Origin of the sequence: Streptomyces sp. NPDC048270 (genome assembly GCF_040652335.1) — a bacterium.
In the GTDB taxonomy this organism is placed as follows: domain Bacteria; phylum Actinomycetota; class Actinomycetes; order Streptomycetales; family Streptomycetaceae; genus Streptomyces.
Map to the genome: position 1 here is coordinate 16,419 of NZ_JBEZLV010000045.1, position 15,108 is coordinate 31,526.

The 15,108-nt window shown below is 73.5% G+C and carries 14 protein-coding genes; 4 read left to right on the top strand and 10 right to left on the bottom strand.

Going from position 1 to position 15,108, the window contains the following annotated elements:
- The first annotated feature begins 267 nt into the window (after positions 1–267).
- The gene (locus AB0D66_RS29155) at positions 268–912 is read left to right on the top strand and encodes a M23 family metallopeptidase (RefSeq protein ID WP_362309820.1); all 645 of its coding nucleotides are present in this window, start codon (positions 268–270) and stop codon (positions 910–912) included.
- A gap of 54 nt (positions 913–966) precedes the next feature.
- Here the strand turns inward: AB0D66_RS29155 and AB0D66_RS29160 are convergent, their stop codons facing one another.
- From AB0D66_RS29160 to AB0D66_RS29190, 7 genes are all read right to left on the bottom strand, one after another.
- On the bottom strand, positions 967–2,172 hold the full coding sequence (locus AB0D66_RS29160; protein WP_362309823.1) for a LamG-like jellyroll fold domain-containing protein: 1,206 nt from the start codon (positions 2,170–2,172) through the stop codon (positions 967–969).
- 81 nt (positions 2,173–2,253) lie between these two features.
- On the bottom strand, positions 2,254–3,567 hold the full coding sequence (cseC, locus tag AB0D66_RS29165; RefSeq protein ID WP_362309825.1) for a two-component system sensor histidine kinase CseC: 1,314 nt from the start codon (positions 3,565–3,567) through the stop codon (positions 2,254–2,256).
- Positions 3,564–4,277, bottom strand: a complete 714-nt coding sequence (gene cseB, locus AB0D66_RS29170) for a two-component system response regulator CseB (RefSeq protein WP_362309828.1) — start codon at positions 4,275–4,277, stop codon at positions 3,564–3,566. The genes cseC and cseB overlap by 4 nt, the downstream gene beginning before the upstream one ends.
- Positions 4,278–4,329: 52 nt before the next feature.
- Positions 4,330–4,971: a hypothetical protein gene (locus AB0D66_RS29175; protein WP_362309883.1), complete on the bottom strand. Its 642-nt coding sequence runs from the start codon at positions 4,969–4,971 to the stop codon at positions 4,330–4,332.
- A 38-nt stretch (positions 4,972–5,009) separates the two neighbouring features.
- Positions 5,010–5,570: a SigE family RNA polymerase sigma factor gene (locus AB0D66_RS29180; protein ID WP_069920779.1), complete on the bottom strand. Its 561-nt coding sequence runs from the start codon at positions 5,568–5,570 to the stop codon at positions 5,010–5,012.
- Between the two features lie 241 nt (positions 5,571–5,811).
- Positions 5,812–6,753, bottom strand: coding sequence for an A/G-specific adenine glycosylase (locus tag AB0D66_RS29185; protein WP_362309831.1), 942 nt, complete (start codon positions 6,751–6,753; stop codon positions 5,812–5,814).
- A gap of 29 nt (positions 6,754–6,782) precedes the next feature.
- The gene (locus AB0D66_RS29190) at positions 6,783–7,391 is read right to left on the bottom strand and encodes a phosphatase PAP2 family protein (RefSeq protein ID WP_362309834.1); all 609 of its coding nucleotides are present in this window, start codon (positions 7,389–7,391) and stop codon (positions 6,783–6,785) included.
- A gap of 159 nt (positions 7,392–7,550) precedes the next feature.
- Here AB0D66_RS29190 and AB0D66_RS29195 point away from each other — a divergent pair, with 159 nt between their 5' ends.
- Entirely contained in the window at positions 7,551–8,351 is an 801-nt protein-coding gene (locus AB0D66_RS29195) for a hypothetical protein (protein ID WP_362309837.1), read from the top strand.
- Between the two features lie 159 nt (positions 8,352–8,510).
- On the top strand, positions 8,511–9,560 hold the full coding sequence (locus AB0D66_RS29200; protein WP_362309840.1) for a S1C family serine protease: 1,050 nt from the start codon (positions 8,511–8,513) through the stop codon (positions 9,558–9,560).
- Positions 9,561–9,574: 14 nt separating this feature from the next.
- Here AB0D66_RS29200 and disA read toward each other — a convergent pair whose 3' ends face one another.
- On the bottom strand, positions 9,575–10,699 hold the full coding sequence (gene disA, locus AB0D66_RS29205; protein ID WP_281209182.1) for a DNA integrity scanning diadenylate cyclase DisA: 1,125 nt from the start codon (positions 10,697–10,699) through the stop codon (positions 9,575–9,577).
- 174 nt (positions 10,700–10,873) lie between these two features.
- Positions 10,874–12,286 carry a DNA repair protein RadA gene (radA, locus tag AB0D66_RS29210; protein ID WP_362309844.1) on the bottom strand — a complete coding sequence of 471 codons (1,413 nt, stop codon included), beginning with the start codon at positions 12,284–12,286 and terminating at the stop codon, positions 10,874–10,876.
- Positions 12,287–12,433: 147 nt separating this feature from the next.
- Between radA and AB0D66_RS29215 the strand changes: the two genes are divergently transcribed.
- On the top strand, positions 12,434–14,164 hold the full coding sequence (locus AB0D66_RS29215; RefSeq protein ID WP_362309847.1) for a sigma-70 family RNA polymerase sigma factor: 1,731 nt from the start codon (positions 12,434–12,436) through the stop codon (positions 14,162–14,164).
- 76 nt (positions 14,165–14,240) lie between these two features.
- On the opposite strand, the gene AB0D66_RS29220 is transcribed toward AB0D66_RS29215, so the two are convergent.
- The gene (locus tag AB0D66_RS29220; protein ID WP_362309849.1) at positions 14,241–15,095 is read right to left on the bottom strand and encodes a hypothetical protein; all 855 of its coding nucleotides are present in this window, start codon (positions 15,093–15,095) and stop codon (positions 14,241–14,243) included.
- Positions 15,096–15,108 lie beyond the last annotated feature (13 nt).

The following is a 15,108-nucleotide window of genomic DNA, read 5'->3' on the forward strand; positions in this document are numbered from 1 at the left end:
CACAGGGCAAATCGGACCTACTAGAACGTTTCGTAGATCCAGTCACCCGATTTGTCCACCAGCGACCCGCTAGTGACCTGGTCAAACGAATGCGTCACACGCACCAGGTCTACGAGTTCACGTAGTAATGGGGAGGTTTGGGGAAGTACGGGGGCGCGGGTTACCAAGGATGAGCCCACCCGGCACACGCCAGACCGTGCCGGGTCACTTCATGCCCGTGGCGGGCGTGAAACCACGTCTCTGTCCCCGGCCCCGGAGGTCTCCTTCATGTCCGCGAAGCGCGTCATCACCCCCCGTACCCGTATCACCGTCGGCGCAACCGCTCTCGGTGTGGCGCTGGCCCTCGGGGCCGGGACGACCGCCGCCTTCGCCGACACGACGCAGACCGCCCTCACCGGGACCGCCGAGCTGGTCGCCGAGCAGGCCGCGGCCCAGGCCGCCGGCGCCGCCCACGCCGCGAAGTCCGCGAAGTCCGCGGCCTCCGCGAAGTCCGGCCTGTGGGACAAGCCGGTCGAGAAGTACACGCTGTCCGCGACCTTCGGCAAGGGCGGCAGCATGTGGTCCAGCAAGCACTCCGGCCAGGACTTCGCCGTCCCGGTCGGCACCCCGGTCGACGCCGTGGCCGCCGGCACCGTCGTCAAGGCGGGCCCCAACGGCGGCGGCGACGGCCCCGCGTATGGCAACGCCATCGTGATCAAGCACGCGAACAACACGTACTCGCAGTACGCGCACCTCTCGAAGATCCAGGTCAGGATCGGCCAGAAGGTCTCCGTCGACCAGCAGATCGCGCTGTCCGGCAACACCGGAAACTCCAGCGGCCCGCACCTGCACTTCGAGATCCGGACCACCCCGAACTACGGCTCTGCCGTCAACCCGGTGGCCTTCCTGCGCACCGTCGGCGTGACCATCTGACCCTGACGGGTCTCCCGGACCGGTCCTGGCCCCCAGGACCGGTCCTTCGCGTTCCTAGGTGAGCAGCCAGGAGTGCGACGGCTTCGTCGTCGCGGGCATCTTGCCCTCCTTGTAGGCGGCCGCCAGCTCGGGCGAGAACGCCGCCTCGTAGATGCGGATGTTGTGCATGCCCCCCTGCCAGGCGCCGGACCAGATGCCGTGGTGGCGCGAGCGGCCCAGCTGGAGCGGGCCGGGGGCCTGCCAGATGCCGGGCACGGCGGCCTCGCCGGCCTTCTTGCCGTCCACGTAGAGGGCGATCGCCTTCTTCTCCGCGTCGTACGAGCCGATCACCGTGGTCGGCGTCTTGACCATGCCCAGGCCCTCGGCGACGACGGTCTGCGTGGTCGCCGCGGCGCCCTTGTCCCCGGTCTGCACCCGGAAGATCCAGGCCTGCTTGCCGTTCACCTGGTCGATGCCCAGCTCGAACGAGAACGACTCGCCGTCGCCCTGGCTCACGGCGATCCGCGACCCCTTGGCGGCCGAGTTGTAGAGGCGGGCCGTGACGGAGAAGCTCTTCGTCACGTCCACGGCCGCCTCGGAGGCCTGCGCGTAGGACTTCGACGTCCCCTTCGAGACGATCTGGAACCGCTTGCCCACCGGGGCGATCTGCGTGTCGGGGCCCAGCCGGATGCCGATCTTGCCGTTGCTGTCGCGCAGCAGCGTCGCGTCACCCTCGACGGTGGGGGAGTACGGGGCCGACGAACCCGAGGGGCCGCCCGGCGAGGCCGACGCGGAGACCGCGGGGTCGTCCGTCGGGACCTCCGGGTCCTCCTCGCCGCCCAGCAGGAAGAACGTTCCGCCGCCGGCCAGCAGCGCCAGTACGGTCACCCCGCCGCCCAGCATCCACAGCCGCTTCTTGCGCCGCTCGGCCGCGGAGCGGTCGGCCATGGCCTCCCAGTCCGGCTGATCGCCGGCCGGCCCCGGTATGCCCTGAGGGGCGGGGGACCACGGCGTCGGCTGCGCCCCGGGGTCCTGCCGGTAGGGGTCCGGCTGGTACGCGTCGGGCTGGTACGGGTTCGGCTGCCCCGTCTGGGGATAGCCGTAGCCGCCGCCGTCCTGGGCCGGCGGCCCGGGCGGGAAGCCGTAGCCGCTCTGGGCGGGCGGTCCGGGCGGGAAGCCGTACCCGCCTTGTTCGGGGGGCCCCGGCGGGAACCCGTAGCCACCGCTCCCCGGGGCGGGCTCGGGCTGCTGGTTGCTCTGGGGATTCGTGCCGTCGCTCATGCCACGGATGCTAAGTCACGGACCTACCGGACCGTACGGCCCGGTGCCGATCCGGCCCTCCCCGCCCGCCGCCGCGCCCTCCTAGGGCTGGGGCTTGATCACCGGGAAGCTGCCCGTCGCCGTCGGCGCGTGCTCCGGGAGCCAGAGCACCGCCACCGCGCCCGCCGCCCGGCCCTCGCGGTCGAACCCGCCCGGCGCGGCCACGTTGCGGAAGGTCAGCCGGGCGCCCAGCACCCGCGCCTGCCCCTCGGCGATGGTCAGTCCCAGCCCGTGCCCCACGCCCGCGCGGTCCGTCGACCCGGTCCGGAACCGGCTCGGCCCCTCGCGCAGCAGCGCCTCCGGAAAGCCCGGCCCGTGGTCCCGGATCCGCACGACCCGGCCCTCCACGTCGACCTGGACCGGCGGCCGCCCGTACCGCGCGGCATTGGCCAGCAGGTTGCCCAGGATCCGCTCCAGGCGTCGCGGGTCGGTGCTGACGATCTCGTCCGCGACGACCCGTACCGACGCCTCCGGCATCAGCGCCGCCACCCGCCGGCCCACGAACTCGCCCAGCGCCACGTCCTGCAGCTCCGCCCGCTCGGACGCGCTGTCCAGCCGGGCCACCTCCAGCACGTCCTCGACCAGCGCGCGCATGGCCTGCGCACGGTCCCGTACGAGCTCGGTCGGCCGGCCCGGAGGCAGCAGTTCGGCCGCCGTCAGCAGGCCCGTCACCGGGGTCCGCAGCTCGTGCGCGATGTCCGCGGTCACCCGCCGCTCGGCCTCCAGCCGCTGCTGGAGGGCGTCGGCCATGGCGTCCACGGCCCGCGCGAGGTCGTCCGTCTCGTCCCGTACGACGCCCCCGACGGCGTCGCGCACCCGTACCCCGGGATCCCCGTGCGCCACCCGCTGCGCGGCCGTCGCGGCCTTGCGCAGCCGCCGCGAGATCTGGCCGCCGATGAGCACGCCCAGCGCGGAGCCGCCGACCACCACGGCCAGCGAGCCGACGACCAGCGCCTGGTCCAGGTCGCGCACCATGTTGGCGCTCTCCCGGAACTGCGTGTGCAGCGACAGCACCTGCCCGTTCTCGAGCGGCACCGCGGCCCACACCTCGGGGGCCCCCTTCGCGGACTCCTGGACGTAGGTGCCGCGCCGCCCGGAGCGCGCCTTCTCCCGCAGCGGGGTGGGCAGTTCCGGGTCGTTGAGCTTGGCGCCCATGGGCGGCTTGCGCCCGGCCTCGGCGTTGCGGGAGATGAACTGCACGCGGTCCAGCTGTACGTCGCGGGCGCTCTCCAGCATCGACACGCGGGCGGCGCTGTGCACGACCAGGCTCAGCGCCACCGCGGTGAGGGCGCCCACGGCGGCGATGGCGATGGTGATCTTCCAGCGGATCCCGGTGCGGAGGGTGAACCGGCTCATGCCTTGAGCTTGTATCCGAAGCCCCGGACCGTCTCGATCCGGTCCTGGCCGATCTTGGTGCGCAGCCGCTGGACGTGGACGTCCACGACCCGGGTGTCACCGCCCCAGTCGTAGTCCCAGACCCGCTCCAGCAGCCGGTCGCGCGACAGGACGGTGCCCGGCGCGGAGGAGAACTCGAGCAGCAGCCGCATCTCGGTCGGGGTCAGCGCCACGCCCGCGCCCGCCTTGCGCACCTCCATGCCCTCGGTGTCGACTTCCAGGTCGCCGAAGGAGAGCAGGCCGCGCTCCGCGTCCTGGCTCTCGTCGGAGGAGCCCGAACCGCCGTTCCGCGGGCCGCCGGCGTGGCCGAAGCGGCGCAGCACGGCGCGGATCCGGGCGACGAGCACCGAGCCGTCGAACGGCTTGGTGACGTAGTCGTCCGCGCCCGCCTCCAGGCCCAGCACCACGTCGATGGAGTCGGCGCGCGCCGACAGCATGATCACCGGGACGGTGGACTCGTCGCGGATGCGGCGGCACAGGCTCACGCCGTCCATGCCGGGGACCATCACGTCGAGGAGGGCGATGTCGGGCCGGTCCGCCCGGAAGGACTCCAGTCCGGACAGGCCGTCGGGCATGGCGGTGACCACGAACCCGTCGCGTTCCAGCGCCAGGGTCGTGGCCTCGCGGATGACGTCGTCGTCCTCCACGAACAGGACATGGGTCTCGGCCATGCGGGAGCCTCGCCTCGGTTCTTCGGTTCTTCGGCACTCGGTCGTGCGGCGGTCAGTTCTTCTGGGTCACGGCCGGAGCGGGCGCGCTGCCGCTGTCGACCACGTTGCTGTACTCGGAGTGCACCCGGTCCTGCTCGGTGAACTTCTCCCCGTCCCAGCGGTACGTGATCACGTCCTCGCCCGACGGATAGGCGAGCGGGTCGCTCTTCGCGTACACCTGCTTGGTGACCACCAGATCGCCCCGGTCGATCTCCGCGTAGACGGGCGGCTGCTCGTCCGAGAAGACATTCTCGTACTTCGCCCCGTCCGCGCGGTACACGTACGAACCGCGGCCCAGCGCGTCGGCGCACGACAGGACGTTGACCACGATGTCGACGACGGTGCTGCCGGTGACCTTCCCGTAGCTCACGTCCACGGGGTACTCCTTGCCCGTGCAGGGCTTGAGGTCCCGCTTGACCTCGGCGCTGACCTTGGGGTCGGCCTTCAGCAGGGCCACCGGGTCGATCTTCTTCAGCGGCTGGCCGGAGGCGCCCGCGGACGGTGCGGCGGAGCCGTCGGGGGCCGTCGCGGAGGGGGCGGTCTTGGCGACGGGGTCCGTCCGGGCGGGGCCGCCGTCGCGCAGGCCCGTGCCGCCCGTGGCGCAACCGACCGCGAACACGGCTGTGCCGACGAGGACGACCGTCCCCGCCGACACCAGGACCAGCGAACGTCTGCCGGTCAGTCCTTGGCCATTCAGGCCGCGCACCGCTCACGCCCCTCGTACCGGATGGTGTGGTCACCGCGTTCCAGCGCGCGCATGTCCAGGTCCCGGCTCTCCAGCTCCTGCCGGAGGCGGGCCAGCGCACGATGCAGCGTGCTCTTCACGGTACCCGCCGACATGCCGAGCGCGGCGGCGGTCTCCTCCGTGCTCATCTGCTCCCAGTGTCGCAGCACGACCACGCTGCGCTGCTTGGGCGCCAGCACCTTGAGGATGTCCATGAGCAGGGCGCGGTCGGCGCGCTGGTCGGAGCCGTCCTCGACGGAGGCGTCGGGGAGCTGTTCGGTGGGGACCTCTTCGAGCTTGCGGGCGCGCCACCACTCGGTACGGGTGTTGATCATGACGCGGCGGAGGTAGGCGTCGGCCAGGGACTTGTCGGCGATGCCGTCCCAGCGGCCGTAGGTGCGCACGAGGGCGGTCTGCAGGAGGTCCTGCGCGTCGGTGGGGTCCGGAACCAGGCGCCGGGCGCTGCGCAGCAGCGCGTCCTGCCGAGTGCGTACGTACTCCTCGAATTCGAGTACCTCGCCGTGCGCCATCTCAGACCGCCTCCGTTCCGTGCAACCGCTCTTCCGCTGCCTTACGGATCCGAAGGTACGGAGGGGTTGTCACGGGCCTGTGCGGGCCAGCCTTCGGTGGACGCACGGACACCCATAGGTTGTGTAACAGCGCCCGTGAGCTGGGGTTTCGGCGCAGCAAGCGGAATAGTTGAGTCGGATACGAGTCTGCGCCGAGCCGGTCGTGCGCCGGCTCCGCGGCCGGCCGCGCGCCCCGCTCCCGTCAGGTCTGCGGCAGCCGGTACATGCCTCCCTCGAGCGGCTCCACCAGCCCGTCGGAGACCAGCCCGTCGAGCGACCGGGCGCGCTGCACCGGCTCGTCCCAGACCGTGTCGAGCACGGCCTGCGGAACCGGTCCCACCGCCTCCCGGAGCACGGCGAGCAGCCGGCCGCGCACCTGCCGGTCGGTCCCGGCGTACGTCTGTCCGCGCCGCGGGGGCCCCTCGTGGGCCGGCTTGCCGGCGAGGCGCCACGCGCACAGCCCGGCCACCGGGCAGCGGGCGCAGCCGGGGTTCTTGGCGGTGCACACCAGCGCGCCGAGCTCCATCGAGGCCGCCGCCCAGCGGGCCGCGGTGTCCTCGTCCTCGGGGAGCAGGGCCCGGGCCAGGCGCCGTTCGGCGGCGGTGGTGGCGTTCGGCGGGTACTCCACGCCGGTGGCGGTGCGCGCGAAGACCCGCCGGACGTTGGTGTCGAGCACGGCGTGCCGCTGTCCGTACGCGAAGGAGGCCACCGCGGCCGCGGTGTACTCGCCGATCCCCGGCAGTGCGAGCAGCTGCGCGTGCTCGCGGGGGACGTCGCCCCCGTGCCGCTCCGTTATCGCCACGGCCGCGCCGTGCAGCCGCAGCGCCCGGCGCGGGTAGCCCAGCCGTCCCCACGCCCGTACGGCCTCGCCCGCGGCCTCGGCGGCCAGGTCGGCGGGGCGGGGCCACCGGGCGAGCCACTGCTCGTAGACTGGCAGGACGCGGCTCACGGGGGTCTGCTGGAGCATGAACTCGCTGACCATGACCCCCCAGGGGCCGGCCTCGGGGCGGCGCCAGGGCAGGTCGCGGGCGTGCTCGTCGAACCACGCGATGACGGGGGAGTGCAGGGCGTGGGAGACGGCCGGGGACTCGGGCGACTCGGGGGAGTCGGGGGACTCGGCGGAGGTGATGGGGGATGCAGTCATGGCAGACGGCATCCTGGCACGTTTCGTCCCTACCTTGCGGGGCCCGGGCCGGTGAACCAGACAACTGCCGGTACGCCGCTCGCCCGCATGGCGGCGACGATCCGGCCGGCCGGACCCGCGAGGGCCAGGACGAGCAGGGCGGCCAGCGAACCGCCCAGCAGCAGGCCCATCACCACGTCGTGCGGGTAGTGCACGCCGACGAAGACACGGGAGAAGGCCATCAGCAGGGCGAGCGGGACGGTCAGCAGCGCGAGGCGGCGTGCGGCCATGGCCAGCGCGACCGCGGCGGCGCCCGCCAGGGCGGAGTGGTTGCTGGGGAAGGACCAGTCGCCGGTGGGCGGGCAGGCCACGAGCGAGGCCGCGGCCCCGGCGACGGCGCGGCAGGGCCGCTCCTCGTCCACGGTGGACTTCACGAGTTCGGAGGCGACGTAGGCGGCGGCGGTGACCGCCGGGGCCAGGACGGCGAGCGCGACGGTCCGGGAGCCGGCCCGGCCGCGCGAGCGCCACCAGACGGCCAGGAAGAACACGCCGAAGAGCAGCAGCCCGTACTCCGTCCATATCTCGAACGCAGACCGCACCCAGCCGGGGGTGGAGTGGGCGAAACCGGTGATGTCGAGATACAGGGCTGTGCTGTCCATGGTCACCGACAGTACTCAAATGCGACTAGTGCCCGCGTCAGACTCCTGGCCGATTCCCGGCGTTCCCGATGCGCCTCCAGGATGATCATCCGCAGAACAAACCCGCGGCGCGGCATGGGGGGCGCCGATCGGGCCGCGGACTCTCGTAAAGTTCCGTCCGTGGGATCTCTGCGCAATCCGGTCGGGCCGCTCCCCTCCTCCATCTACTGGCGACGGAGGGCTGTGCTGGCGTCCGTCGTCGCGCTCCTCGCGCTCCTCGCCGTATGGACCGTCAGTTCCGGCGGGGGGAAGTCGAGTACGAACGGCAAGGGCCAGGACCACCCCGATCCCATCGCCTCGATCACCCCCGGCCCGGCGGGCACGGGGCCGGCGATCAGTCAGGCCCCGGGCGGGCGCCCGGAGTCGGGCGGCGGCGGCACCGGATCCGAAGGCGCGGGCTCCGGCGGTGCGGGCAAGAACGGCGAACCGGGCAGCGGTACGGGCACCGGCGGCGCGGCCGGCACGGGTTCCGGCCCGGGCGGCGGCGCGGCCCCGGTCCCGGCGGACCCGGCCCTGCCCACGTGCGCGCCGACGGCGCTGCAGTGGGAGGTCAAGAGCGTGAAGAACGAGTACGAGGCCAACGAGAAGCCCCGCCTCGAACTCGTCGCCCGCAACGTCGCCGGCACCACCTGCAAGGTCGACCTCGGCCCGAAGCAGGCGGTCCTGACCATCCTTCAGGCGACCAGCGGCAAGGCGGTGTGGTCCTCGGCGGACTGCCCGACGGGACCGGGCAGCGCGTTCTTCCGCCTCCCCGCGCAAGGGGAGACCAAGCAGTCGCTCGAATGGGACCGCAAGTTCAGCGCGGCCGACCAGTGCCAGGCGCCTCCGGCGGGAGCCGCGGGCCCGGACACCTACGTCGTCGAGGTCAAGGCCCCCGGCATGCCGGTGGCCCGGACCTCGTTCGTCCTGAAGCAGGACTAGCCCTCCGCCCCGCCGGGGGCCCGGACCTCTTCAGGACAGCCCGGCTCCACGGGATTACGCTGAAATCACAGCGATCGTTCCCGGCCGGCAGCTGGTTCCAGGGGGCGGGGCCTGGCCGCCCCAGTCGAAGGGGACCTTATGAGTGCGAGAGTCACGGGTGTGGCTGTCGGTGTCCTGGCCGCGGTCATCACCGCCTGGAGTCCCGCGGCGGCGTGGGCGGACGATCCTTCGCCCAGACAGGTCTACGAGAAGGCCGCTCCGGCCACGGTGCACGTCATCGGCAAGTACGGCACCGGTACCGGTTTCGTCTACAACGCCGACGAGGGGCTCATCGTCACCAACGCGCACGTCATCCAGGGAGAGGCCGCCCTGAAGGTGGTCATCGACGACGGGCCGCCGATTCCCGTGCGGGTGCTCGGCAGCGATCCGTGCGAGGACCTCGCGGTACTCAAGCTCACCTCCCCCAAGGAGGACCTGAAGGAGCTCAAGTTCGGGAAGAGCGGCGATGTCGCGACGGCCGACACCGTCATGGCCCTCGGCTATCCGGCATCGCTGGGGCAGACGGACGCCACCCAGGACGTCGCCTTCACCTCCGGCGCGGTGCAGACCCCCGAGGTGGGCGCCACGCCCCTCACGTCCCTGCCGCGCTACCCCTCCCTGATCCAGCACTCCGCGACGGTCAACCCGGGCAACTCGGGCGGGCCGCTGCTCAACGCCAAGGGCGAGGTCGTCGGGATCAACACCCTCGGCTACGCGGAGGAGGGAGTGTCGGGGCAGTTCTACGCGATCAGCATCGACCACGCGGAACCCAAGCTCGCCGGGCTGGCCGCGGGCGACAACAAGAACGACCCCGGGTGGTGGCTCCTGGACCTGTCCGACCCGAACGTCCCCGCCCAGTTCGAGGAGATGGGCCCCGCGGAGGACAAGGCCTTCAAGGCCTTCCAGAAGCAGAACATCGACGGAGTGATCGCGATGAGCGTCAATCCGCAGTCCCCGGCCGCCAAGGCCAACCTCGGCGCCGGCGACGTGATCAACATGGTCAAGGGCGAGCCCGTGACCTCGGTCGCCGATGTCTGCGACGTGCTCCAGTCGGCGGGGGCCAGCGAGAAGCTCGCCGTCGACGGGGTCTACACCGGCGCGCTCACCAGCACCGGGGGCAAGCCGGGCGAGGAGTGGACCGCCGAGCTGGTGCTCGGAGGCAAGCCCTAGCGCTCGCCCCGCGGCTAGACGTACCGCTCGAGGATCGAGGACTCGGCCAGGCGGGACAGGCCCTCGCGCACGCTGCGCGCGCGGGCCTCGCCCACGCCGTCCACCGTCTGCAGATCGTCCACGCTCGCCGCGAGCAGCTTCTGCAGGCCCCCGAAGTGCTCCACGAGCCGCTCGATGATGGCCCCCGGCAGCCGGGGGACCTTCGCCAGCAGACGGTAGCCGCGCGGCGACACCGCGGAGTCCAGGGTCTCCGGCGACCCGGTGTACCCCAGCGCCCTCGCCACGATCGCCAGCTCCAGCAGCTCCGGATGCGTCAGCGCGTCCAGGGCCGGCAGCGCCTCCTCCACCGTGCGGGAACGCTTCGCCGTCGGCTCCGGAACGTAGTCCCGGATCACCAGCTCCCGCTCCTGCTCGATCCCGACCGTCAGCTCGTCCAGCTGGAGCGACAGCAGCCGGCCGTCCGTCCCCAGCTCGACGACGTACTCGGCGATCTCGGTCGCGATCCGGCGGACCATTTCCAGCCGCTGGGCGACCGCGGTCACATCGCGGACCGTGACCAGGTCCTCGATCTCCAGCGCCGACAGCGTGCCCGCCACCTCGTCGAGGCGCAGCTTGTACCGCTCCAGCGTGGCCAGCGCCTGGTTCGCCCGGGACAGGATCGCCCCGGACTCCTCCAGGACCCGCCGCTCCCCGTCCACGTACAGGGCGATCAGCCGCATCGACTGCGACACCGAGACCACCGGGAAGCCGCACTGCTTGGAGACGCGGTCCGCGGTCCGGTGCCGGGTACCCGTCTCCTCCGTGTGGATCGACGCGTCCGGCACCAGCTGCACGCCGGCCCGCAGGATCTTGGTGATGTCCTTGTCGAGGATGAGCGCGCCGTCGAGCTTGCACAGCTCGCGCAGCCGGGTCGCGGTGAACTCCACGTCCAGGACGAAGCCGCCGGTGCACATCGCCTCGACCGACTTGTCCATGCCGAGGACGATGAGCCCGCCGGTGTTGCCGCGGACGATCCGTTCCAGGCCGTCACGCAGCGGCTGACCAGGTGCGACCGCGCTCAGCGAGGCGCGCATCATGGCCTCCTGCTTGGAGCTCGCGCCCGACTTGCCGGATGCTGCTGCCCCGTCCTTGGCTGCCACTGCACTCCTCCGGTCGCGGGTTGCGCCGCCTGCGTACGGCCGGGCGGACCACGCCGAAGTCTACCGGCGTGTGCTGCGGCCCGGCCGTGGCTTGGCCAGGCGGGCCCCGCCGGGACCCCGTACGGGCCCTCTGACCAGCCAGGGCCCGACGTGCGGGCCGACCCCGCGCGGCGGCTAGGAGCCTTCGCGCTCCCTGGCCGGCGTACGGGAGCGGCCGCGCGGCAGGACCCGGAGCGCGTCACCCATGTCGGCGACCTCCGTCACCTTCATCCCGGCCGGAACCTTGCCCGGATCCGACGGCACCAGGGCGTGCGTGAAACCGAGGCGGTGCGCCTCGGCGAGCCGCCGCTGTACGCCGGTCACCCGGCGCACCTCGCCGGCCAGGCCGACCTCCCCGATGGCCACGAGGTTCTTCGGGAGCGGGACGTCGCTGGCGGCGGAGGCCAGGGCCAGCGCGATCGCCAGGTCGGCGGCAGGCTCGGTCAGCTTCACCCCGCCCACGGTGGCGCTGTAGATGTCGCGCTTGCCCAGTGCGGTGATCCGGCCGCGCTGCTCCAGCACCGCCAGCATCATCGAGACGCGCGAGGTCTCCAGGCCCGACGTGGTGCGCCGCGGGGAGGGGATCTGCGAGTCCACGGTCAGCGCCTGCACCTCGGCGACCAGCGGGCGCTTGCCCTCCAGGGTCACCGTCAGGCAGGTCCCGGGCACCGCCTCGGCGCGCCGGGTCAGGAACAGCCCGCTCGGGTCGGCGAGCCCGGTGATCCCCTCGTCGTGCAGCTCGAAGCAGCCCACCTCGTCGGTGGCCCCGTACCGGTTCTTGACGCCGCGCACCAGCCGCAGCCGGGCGTGCCGGTCGCCCTCGAAGCTCAGCACCACGTCGACCAGGTGCTCCAGGAGGCGGGGGCCGGCGATCGCCCCGTCCTTGGTCACGTGGCCGACGAGGAGGGTGGACATCCCGCGCTCCTTGGAGGCGCGGATCAGGGCCCCGGCGACCTCGCGGACCTGGGCCATGCCGCCGGGTGCCCCGTCGATCTCCGGGGAGGCGACGGTCTGCACGGAGTCCAGGATGAGCAGGGAGGGCTTCACCGCGTCCAGGTGCCCCAGGACGGCCGACAGGTCGGTCTCGGCCGCCAGGTACAAGTGGTCGCTCAGTGCGTTGATCCGGTCGGCGCGCAGCCGCACCTGGCTCGCGGACTCCTCGCCCGTCACGTACAGCGTGCGGTGGTCGCCGTTGGACGCCTTCGCCGCGACGTCGAGCAGCAGCGTCGACTTCCCGACGCCGGGCTCCCCGGCGAGCAGCACCACGGCGCCGGGCACGAGCCCGCCGCCGAGGACCCGGTCCAGTTCGTCCACGCCGGTGCTGCGGGCGGTCGCGGTCCGGCCGTCGACCTGTGCGATCGGCACGGCGGCGGTGGACACCCGGCCCGCGGCGGTGGTCCGCACGGCGGGCGCGCCCATCTCCTCGACGGTGCCCCACGCCTGGCATTCGGGACACCGCCCGAGCCACTTCGCGGTCGTCCAGCCGCACTCGGTACAGCGGTAGGACGGCCGGTCCTTGGCGGATGAACGAGCGGTGCGGGCAGCCATGCCGCACACGGTAGCCCCCGGCACCGACAGCGCCGACACCGCTGCCGGCAACCGCACCGTCAGTGCTTCACCGATCTGTTCACCCGTAAGGGCTAAATCCGGGTAAGGCTTCCGGAGGTCCACCGGCGCGCCGCCTACGGTCGCCGAGTGAACAGCAGCAGCCAGGCACACTCCTCGTCACGCTCCGGCGCACACCGGGCGCACGGGCGCACGCCCCGCGAGGGGGAGCCGCCGCCGCCCTTCCGGCACGAGCCCTACCTGGACGGCCTGTTCACGTACTGCCTGTCGGTCCTGTGCGACCACGACGCCGCCACCGACGTGCTGGGCGACGTGCTCGCCGTGGCCGAACGGCATCCGGGCCGCTGCCCCGACGAGGGCGACCGGCGGGCCTGGCTCTACGCCCTGGCCCGCTGGGGCTGCCTGTACCGGCTGGCCGAGCAGCGGCGCGCACGGCAGGGAGCGCACTGCGCCCGGCGCGCGCCGGAGCACATGGATCCCGCCCGTGCGCCGGGCGAAGCCGCGGAGGGCGCCCCGCCCGGCGGGCCCCGCCGCACCCTTGACGTGAGCGCCTACCGGCGTACCGAGCTGGCCCGGCTCGCCTGGCCGGAGGCCGCCGGGACCACGCCCGAGCAGCGCGAGGCCCTGGAGCTCGCCGTCCGCCACCGCCTCGGCGTCACCGAACTCGCCGCCGTCCTCGGCACGCCCCCGGCCGCCGCCCGGGAGCTGCTGTCCGGCGCCGCCTGCGAGGTCGAGCGCACCCGCACCGCCCTCGCCGTCGTGGAGACGGGCAACTGCCCCAGCGTCTCGCGGCTCACCGGCGACGGGCAGGTCCTGCTGTCCACCACACTGCGCGCCGAACTCGTACGCCACGTCGACGACTGTCCGCGCTGCCGCCGCGTCGCCGAACGCGTGGGCGCCGGCGCCCCCTGGCCCGGCTCCGGCGGCACCGGCACCGCCGCCCTCCCGCTCGTCCCCGCCCCCCGCACCGCCGTGCACGCGGCGATGCTCCGCGGCGGCCGGGGGCGGCGGCCCGCCCCGCGCTTCGACCGCACCGGCTTCCCGATGGACCCCAGGGACCGCGCGGCCCGCCGCGACCGGATGCGCGCCCGGGCCGTGACCACCACCGTGGTCGCCACCGTCGTCGCCGCGCCGGTGATCGCGCTGTGGGCGGCCTACCGCGGCGCGCCGGACACCGGCGAACCCGTCGGCGACGCCGCCACCCGCATCTCCGCGAGCGAAACCGACCTCCCGCTGCCGCCGCACGCCGGCGGCCACCCGCTGGCCGCCTACGAGAACGCCGGGAACACCTCCTCCACCACCGGCGGGGCCGCCTTCGCCCCGGGCAGCGCCGAGCCCGACGTCTCCGTCCAGGTCATCAGCACCGGCCCCCCGCCGGCCACCGACCGGCCCGGCGCCCCCGGCCGGCTCACCGTGGCCGCGTCCTCCCACGGCACGACCACACTGCTCACCCTCACCGCGTCCGGCGGCGCCCCGGTGGACTGGCGGCTCTGGTCCGACGCGCCCTGGCTGCGCGCGAGCCGTACCGCGGGCACGCTGGCCCCCGGAGAATCGGTCACCCTGCGGATCGCCGTCGACGCCCAGGCCCAGCCCGTGGGGGGCTGGACGGCCCGGGTGGGGGTGGATCCCGGCGGCGCGGTCGTCTCGATCCAGGGCCGCGGGCGGCCGGCCCCGACCCCGGAGCCGCCGTCGACCCCGGAGCCGACACCCACCCCGACGCCGCCGGCGAGCCCCACGCCCACCCCGACGCCGCCCCCGGACCCGAGCCCGACGCCCACGGCGAGCCCGACGCCCGAGCCGACGTCAGGAGGAACGGTTTCCCCGGACCCCGACCCCGGGCCGACGGCCTCGTCGAACTAGCGGGCCCGGCCGGCGCGCGGCCCCGCGCGGCCCGGCCGGCGCGCCGCCCCCGGGCGGGGGCCGGCGCGGCGGCGCCTCAGGCGGGGAGCACCGGGTCGGCCGGGTGCGGGGCCATCGGCAGCAGCGAGGCGAGCCGCGCCTCGCACAGCTTCACCAGCTCCTCGTACGCCTCCTTGCCCATCAGCTCGATCAGCTCGGGGCGGTACGACACGTACACCGGCTCCCCGGCGCCGTGCGCGGAGGTCGCCGACGTGCACCACCAGTGCAGGTCGTGCCCGCCCGGGCCCCAGCCGCGCCGGTCGTACTCCCCGATCGTCACCTGCAGCACCCGGGTGTCGTCGGGCCGCTCGATCCAGTCGTAGGTGCGGCGGATCGGCAGCTGCCAGCAGACGTCGGGCTTGGTCTCCAGCGGCTCCCGGCCCTCCTTCACCGCCAGGATGTGCAGGGAGCAGCCGGCCCCTGCGGGGAATCCCGGCCGGTTCAGGAAGATGCACGCGCCGTCCCAGCGGCGGGTCTGCTTCTCCCCGTCGTCGTCGTGCTGCGTCCAGCCGGTCTCGCTGCCCACGTCGTGGAACTGCCACAGCTCGGGGGTCAGCCGGGCCACGTGCCGGGCGACGCGCTTCTCGTCGTCCTCGTCGGAGAAGTGCGCGCCGAGCGTGCAGCAGCCGTCGTCCGCCCGGCCGACCTGGATGCCCTGGCAGCCCTGGCCGAAGATGCAGGTCCAGCGGGAGGTGAGCCAGGTCAGGTCGCAGCGGAACACCTGCTCGTCGTCGGCGGGATCGGGGAACTCCACCCAGGCCCGGGGGAAGTCGAGGCCCTTCTCGTCGGCCGGTGCGGCGGCCTTGGCCTTCTCCGCCCTGCCCGCCCTGCCGGCCTTGTTCTCCGCCTTGTTGCCGGACTTGGTCTTGTTGGCCTTCTTCGTATTTGGCACAAACCCAAGCCTA

Excerpts from the sequence above, each read along its gene's own strand:
- AB0D66_RS29155 (WP_362309820.1), top strand. The coding sequence starts at position 268 with ATGTCCGCGAAGCGCGTCATCACCCCCCGTACCCGTATCACCGTCGGC.
- AB0D66_RS29160 (WP_362309823.1), bottom strand. The coding sequence starts at position 2,172 with ATGAGCGACGGCACGAATCCCCAGAGCAACCAGCAGCCCGAGCCCGCC.
- cseC (WP_362309825.1), bottom strand. The coding sequence starts at position 3,567 with ATGAGCCGGTTCACCCTCCGCACCGGGATCCGCTGGAAGATCACCATC.
- AB0D66_RS29185 (WP_362309831.1), bottom strand. The coding sequence starts at position 6,753 with ATGACTGCATCCCCCATCACCTCCGCCGAGTCCCCCGACTCCCCCGAG.
- cseB (WP_362309828.1), bottom strand. The coding sequence starts at position 4,277 with ATGGCCGAGACCCATGTCCTGTTCGTGGAGGACGACGACGTCATCCGC.
- AB0D66_RS29190 (WP_362309834.1), bottom strand. The coding sequence starts at position 7,391 with ATGGACAGCACAGCCCTGTATCTCGACATCACCGGTTTCGCCCACTCC.
- AB0D66_RS29180 (WP_069920779.1), bottom strand. The coding sequence starts at position 5,570 with ATGGCGCACGGCGAGGTACTCGAATTCGAGGAGTACGTACGCACTCGG.
- radA (WP_362309844.1), bottom strand. The coding sequence starts at position 12,286 with ATGGCTGCCCGCACCGCTCGTTCATCCGCCAAGGACCGGCCGTCCTAC.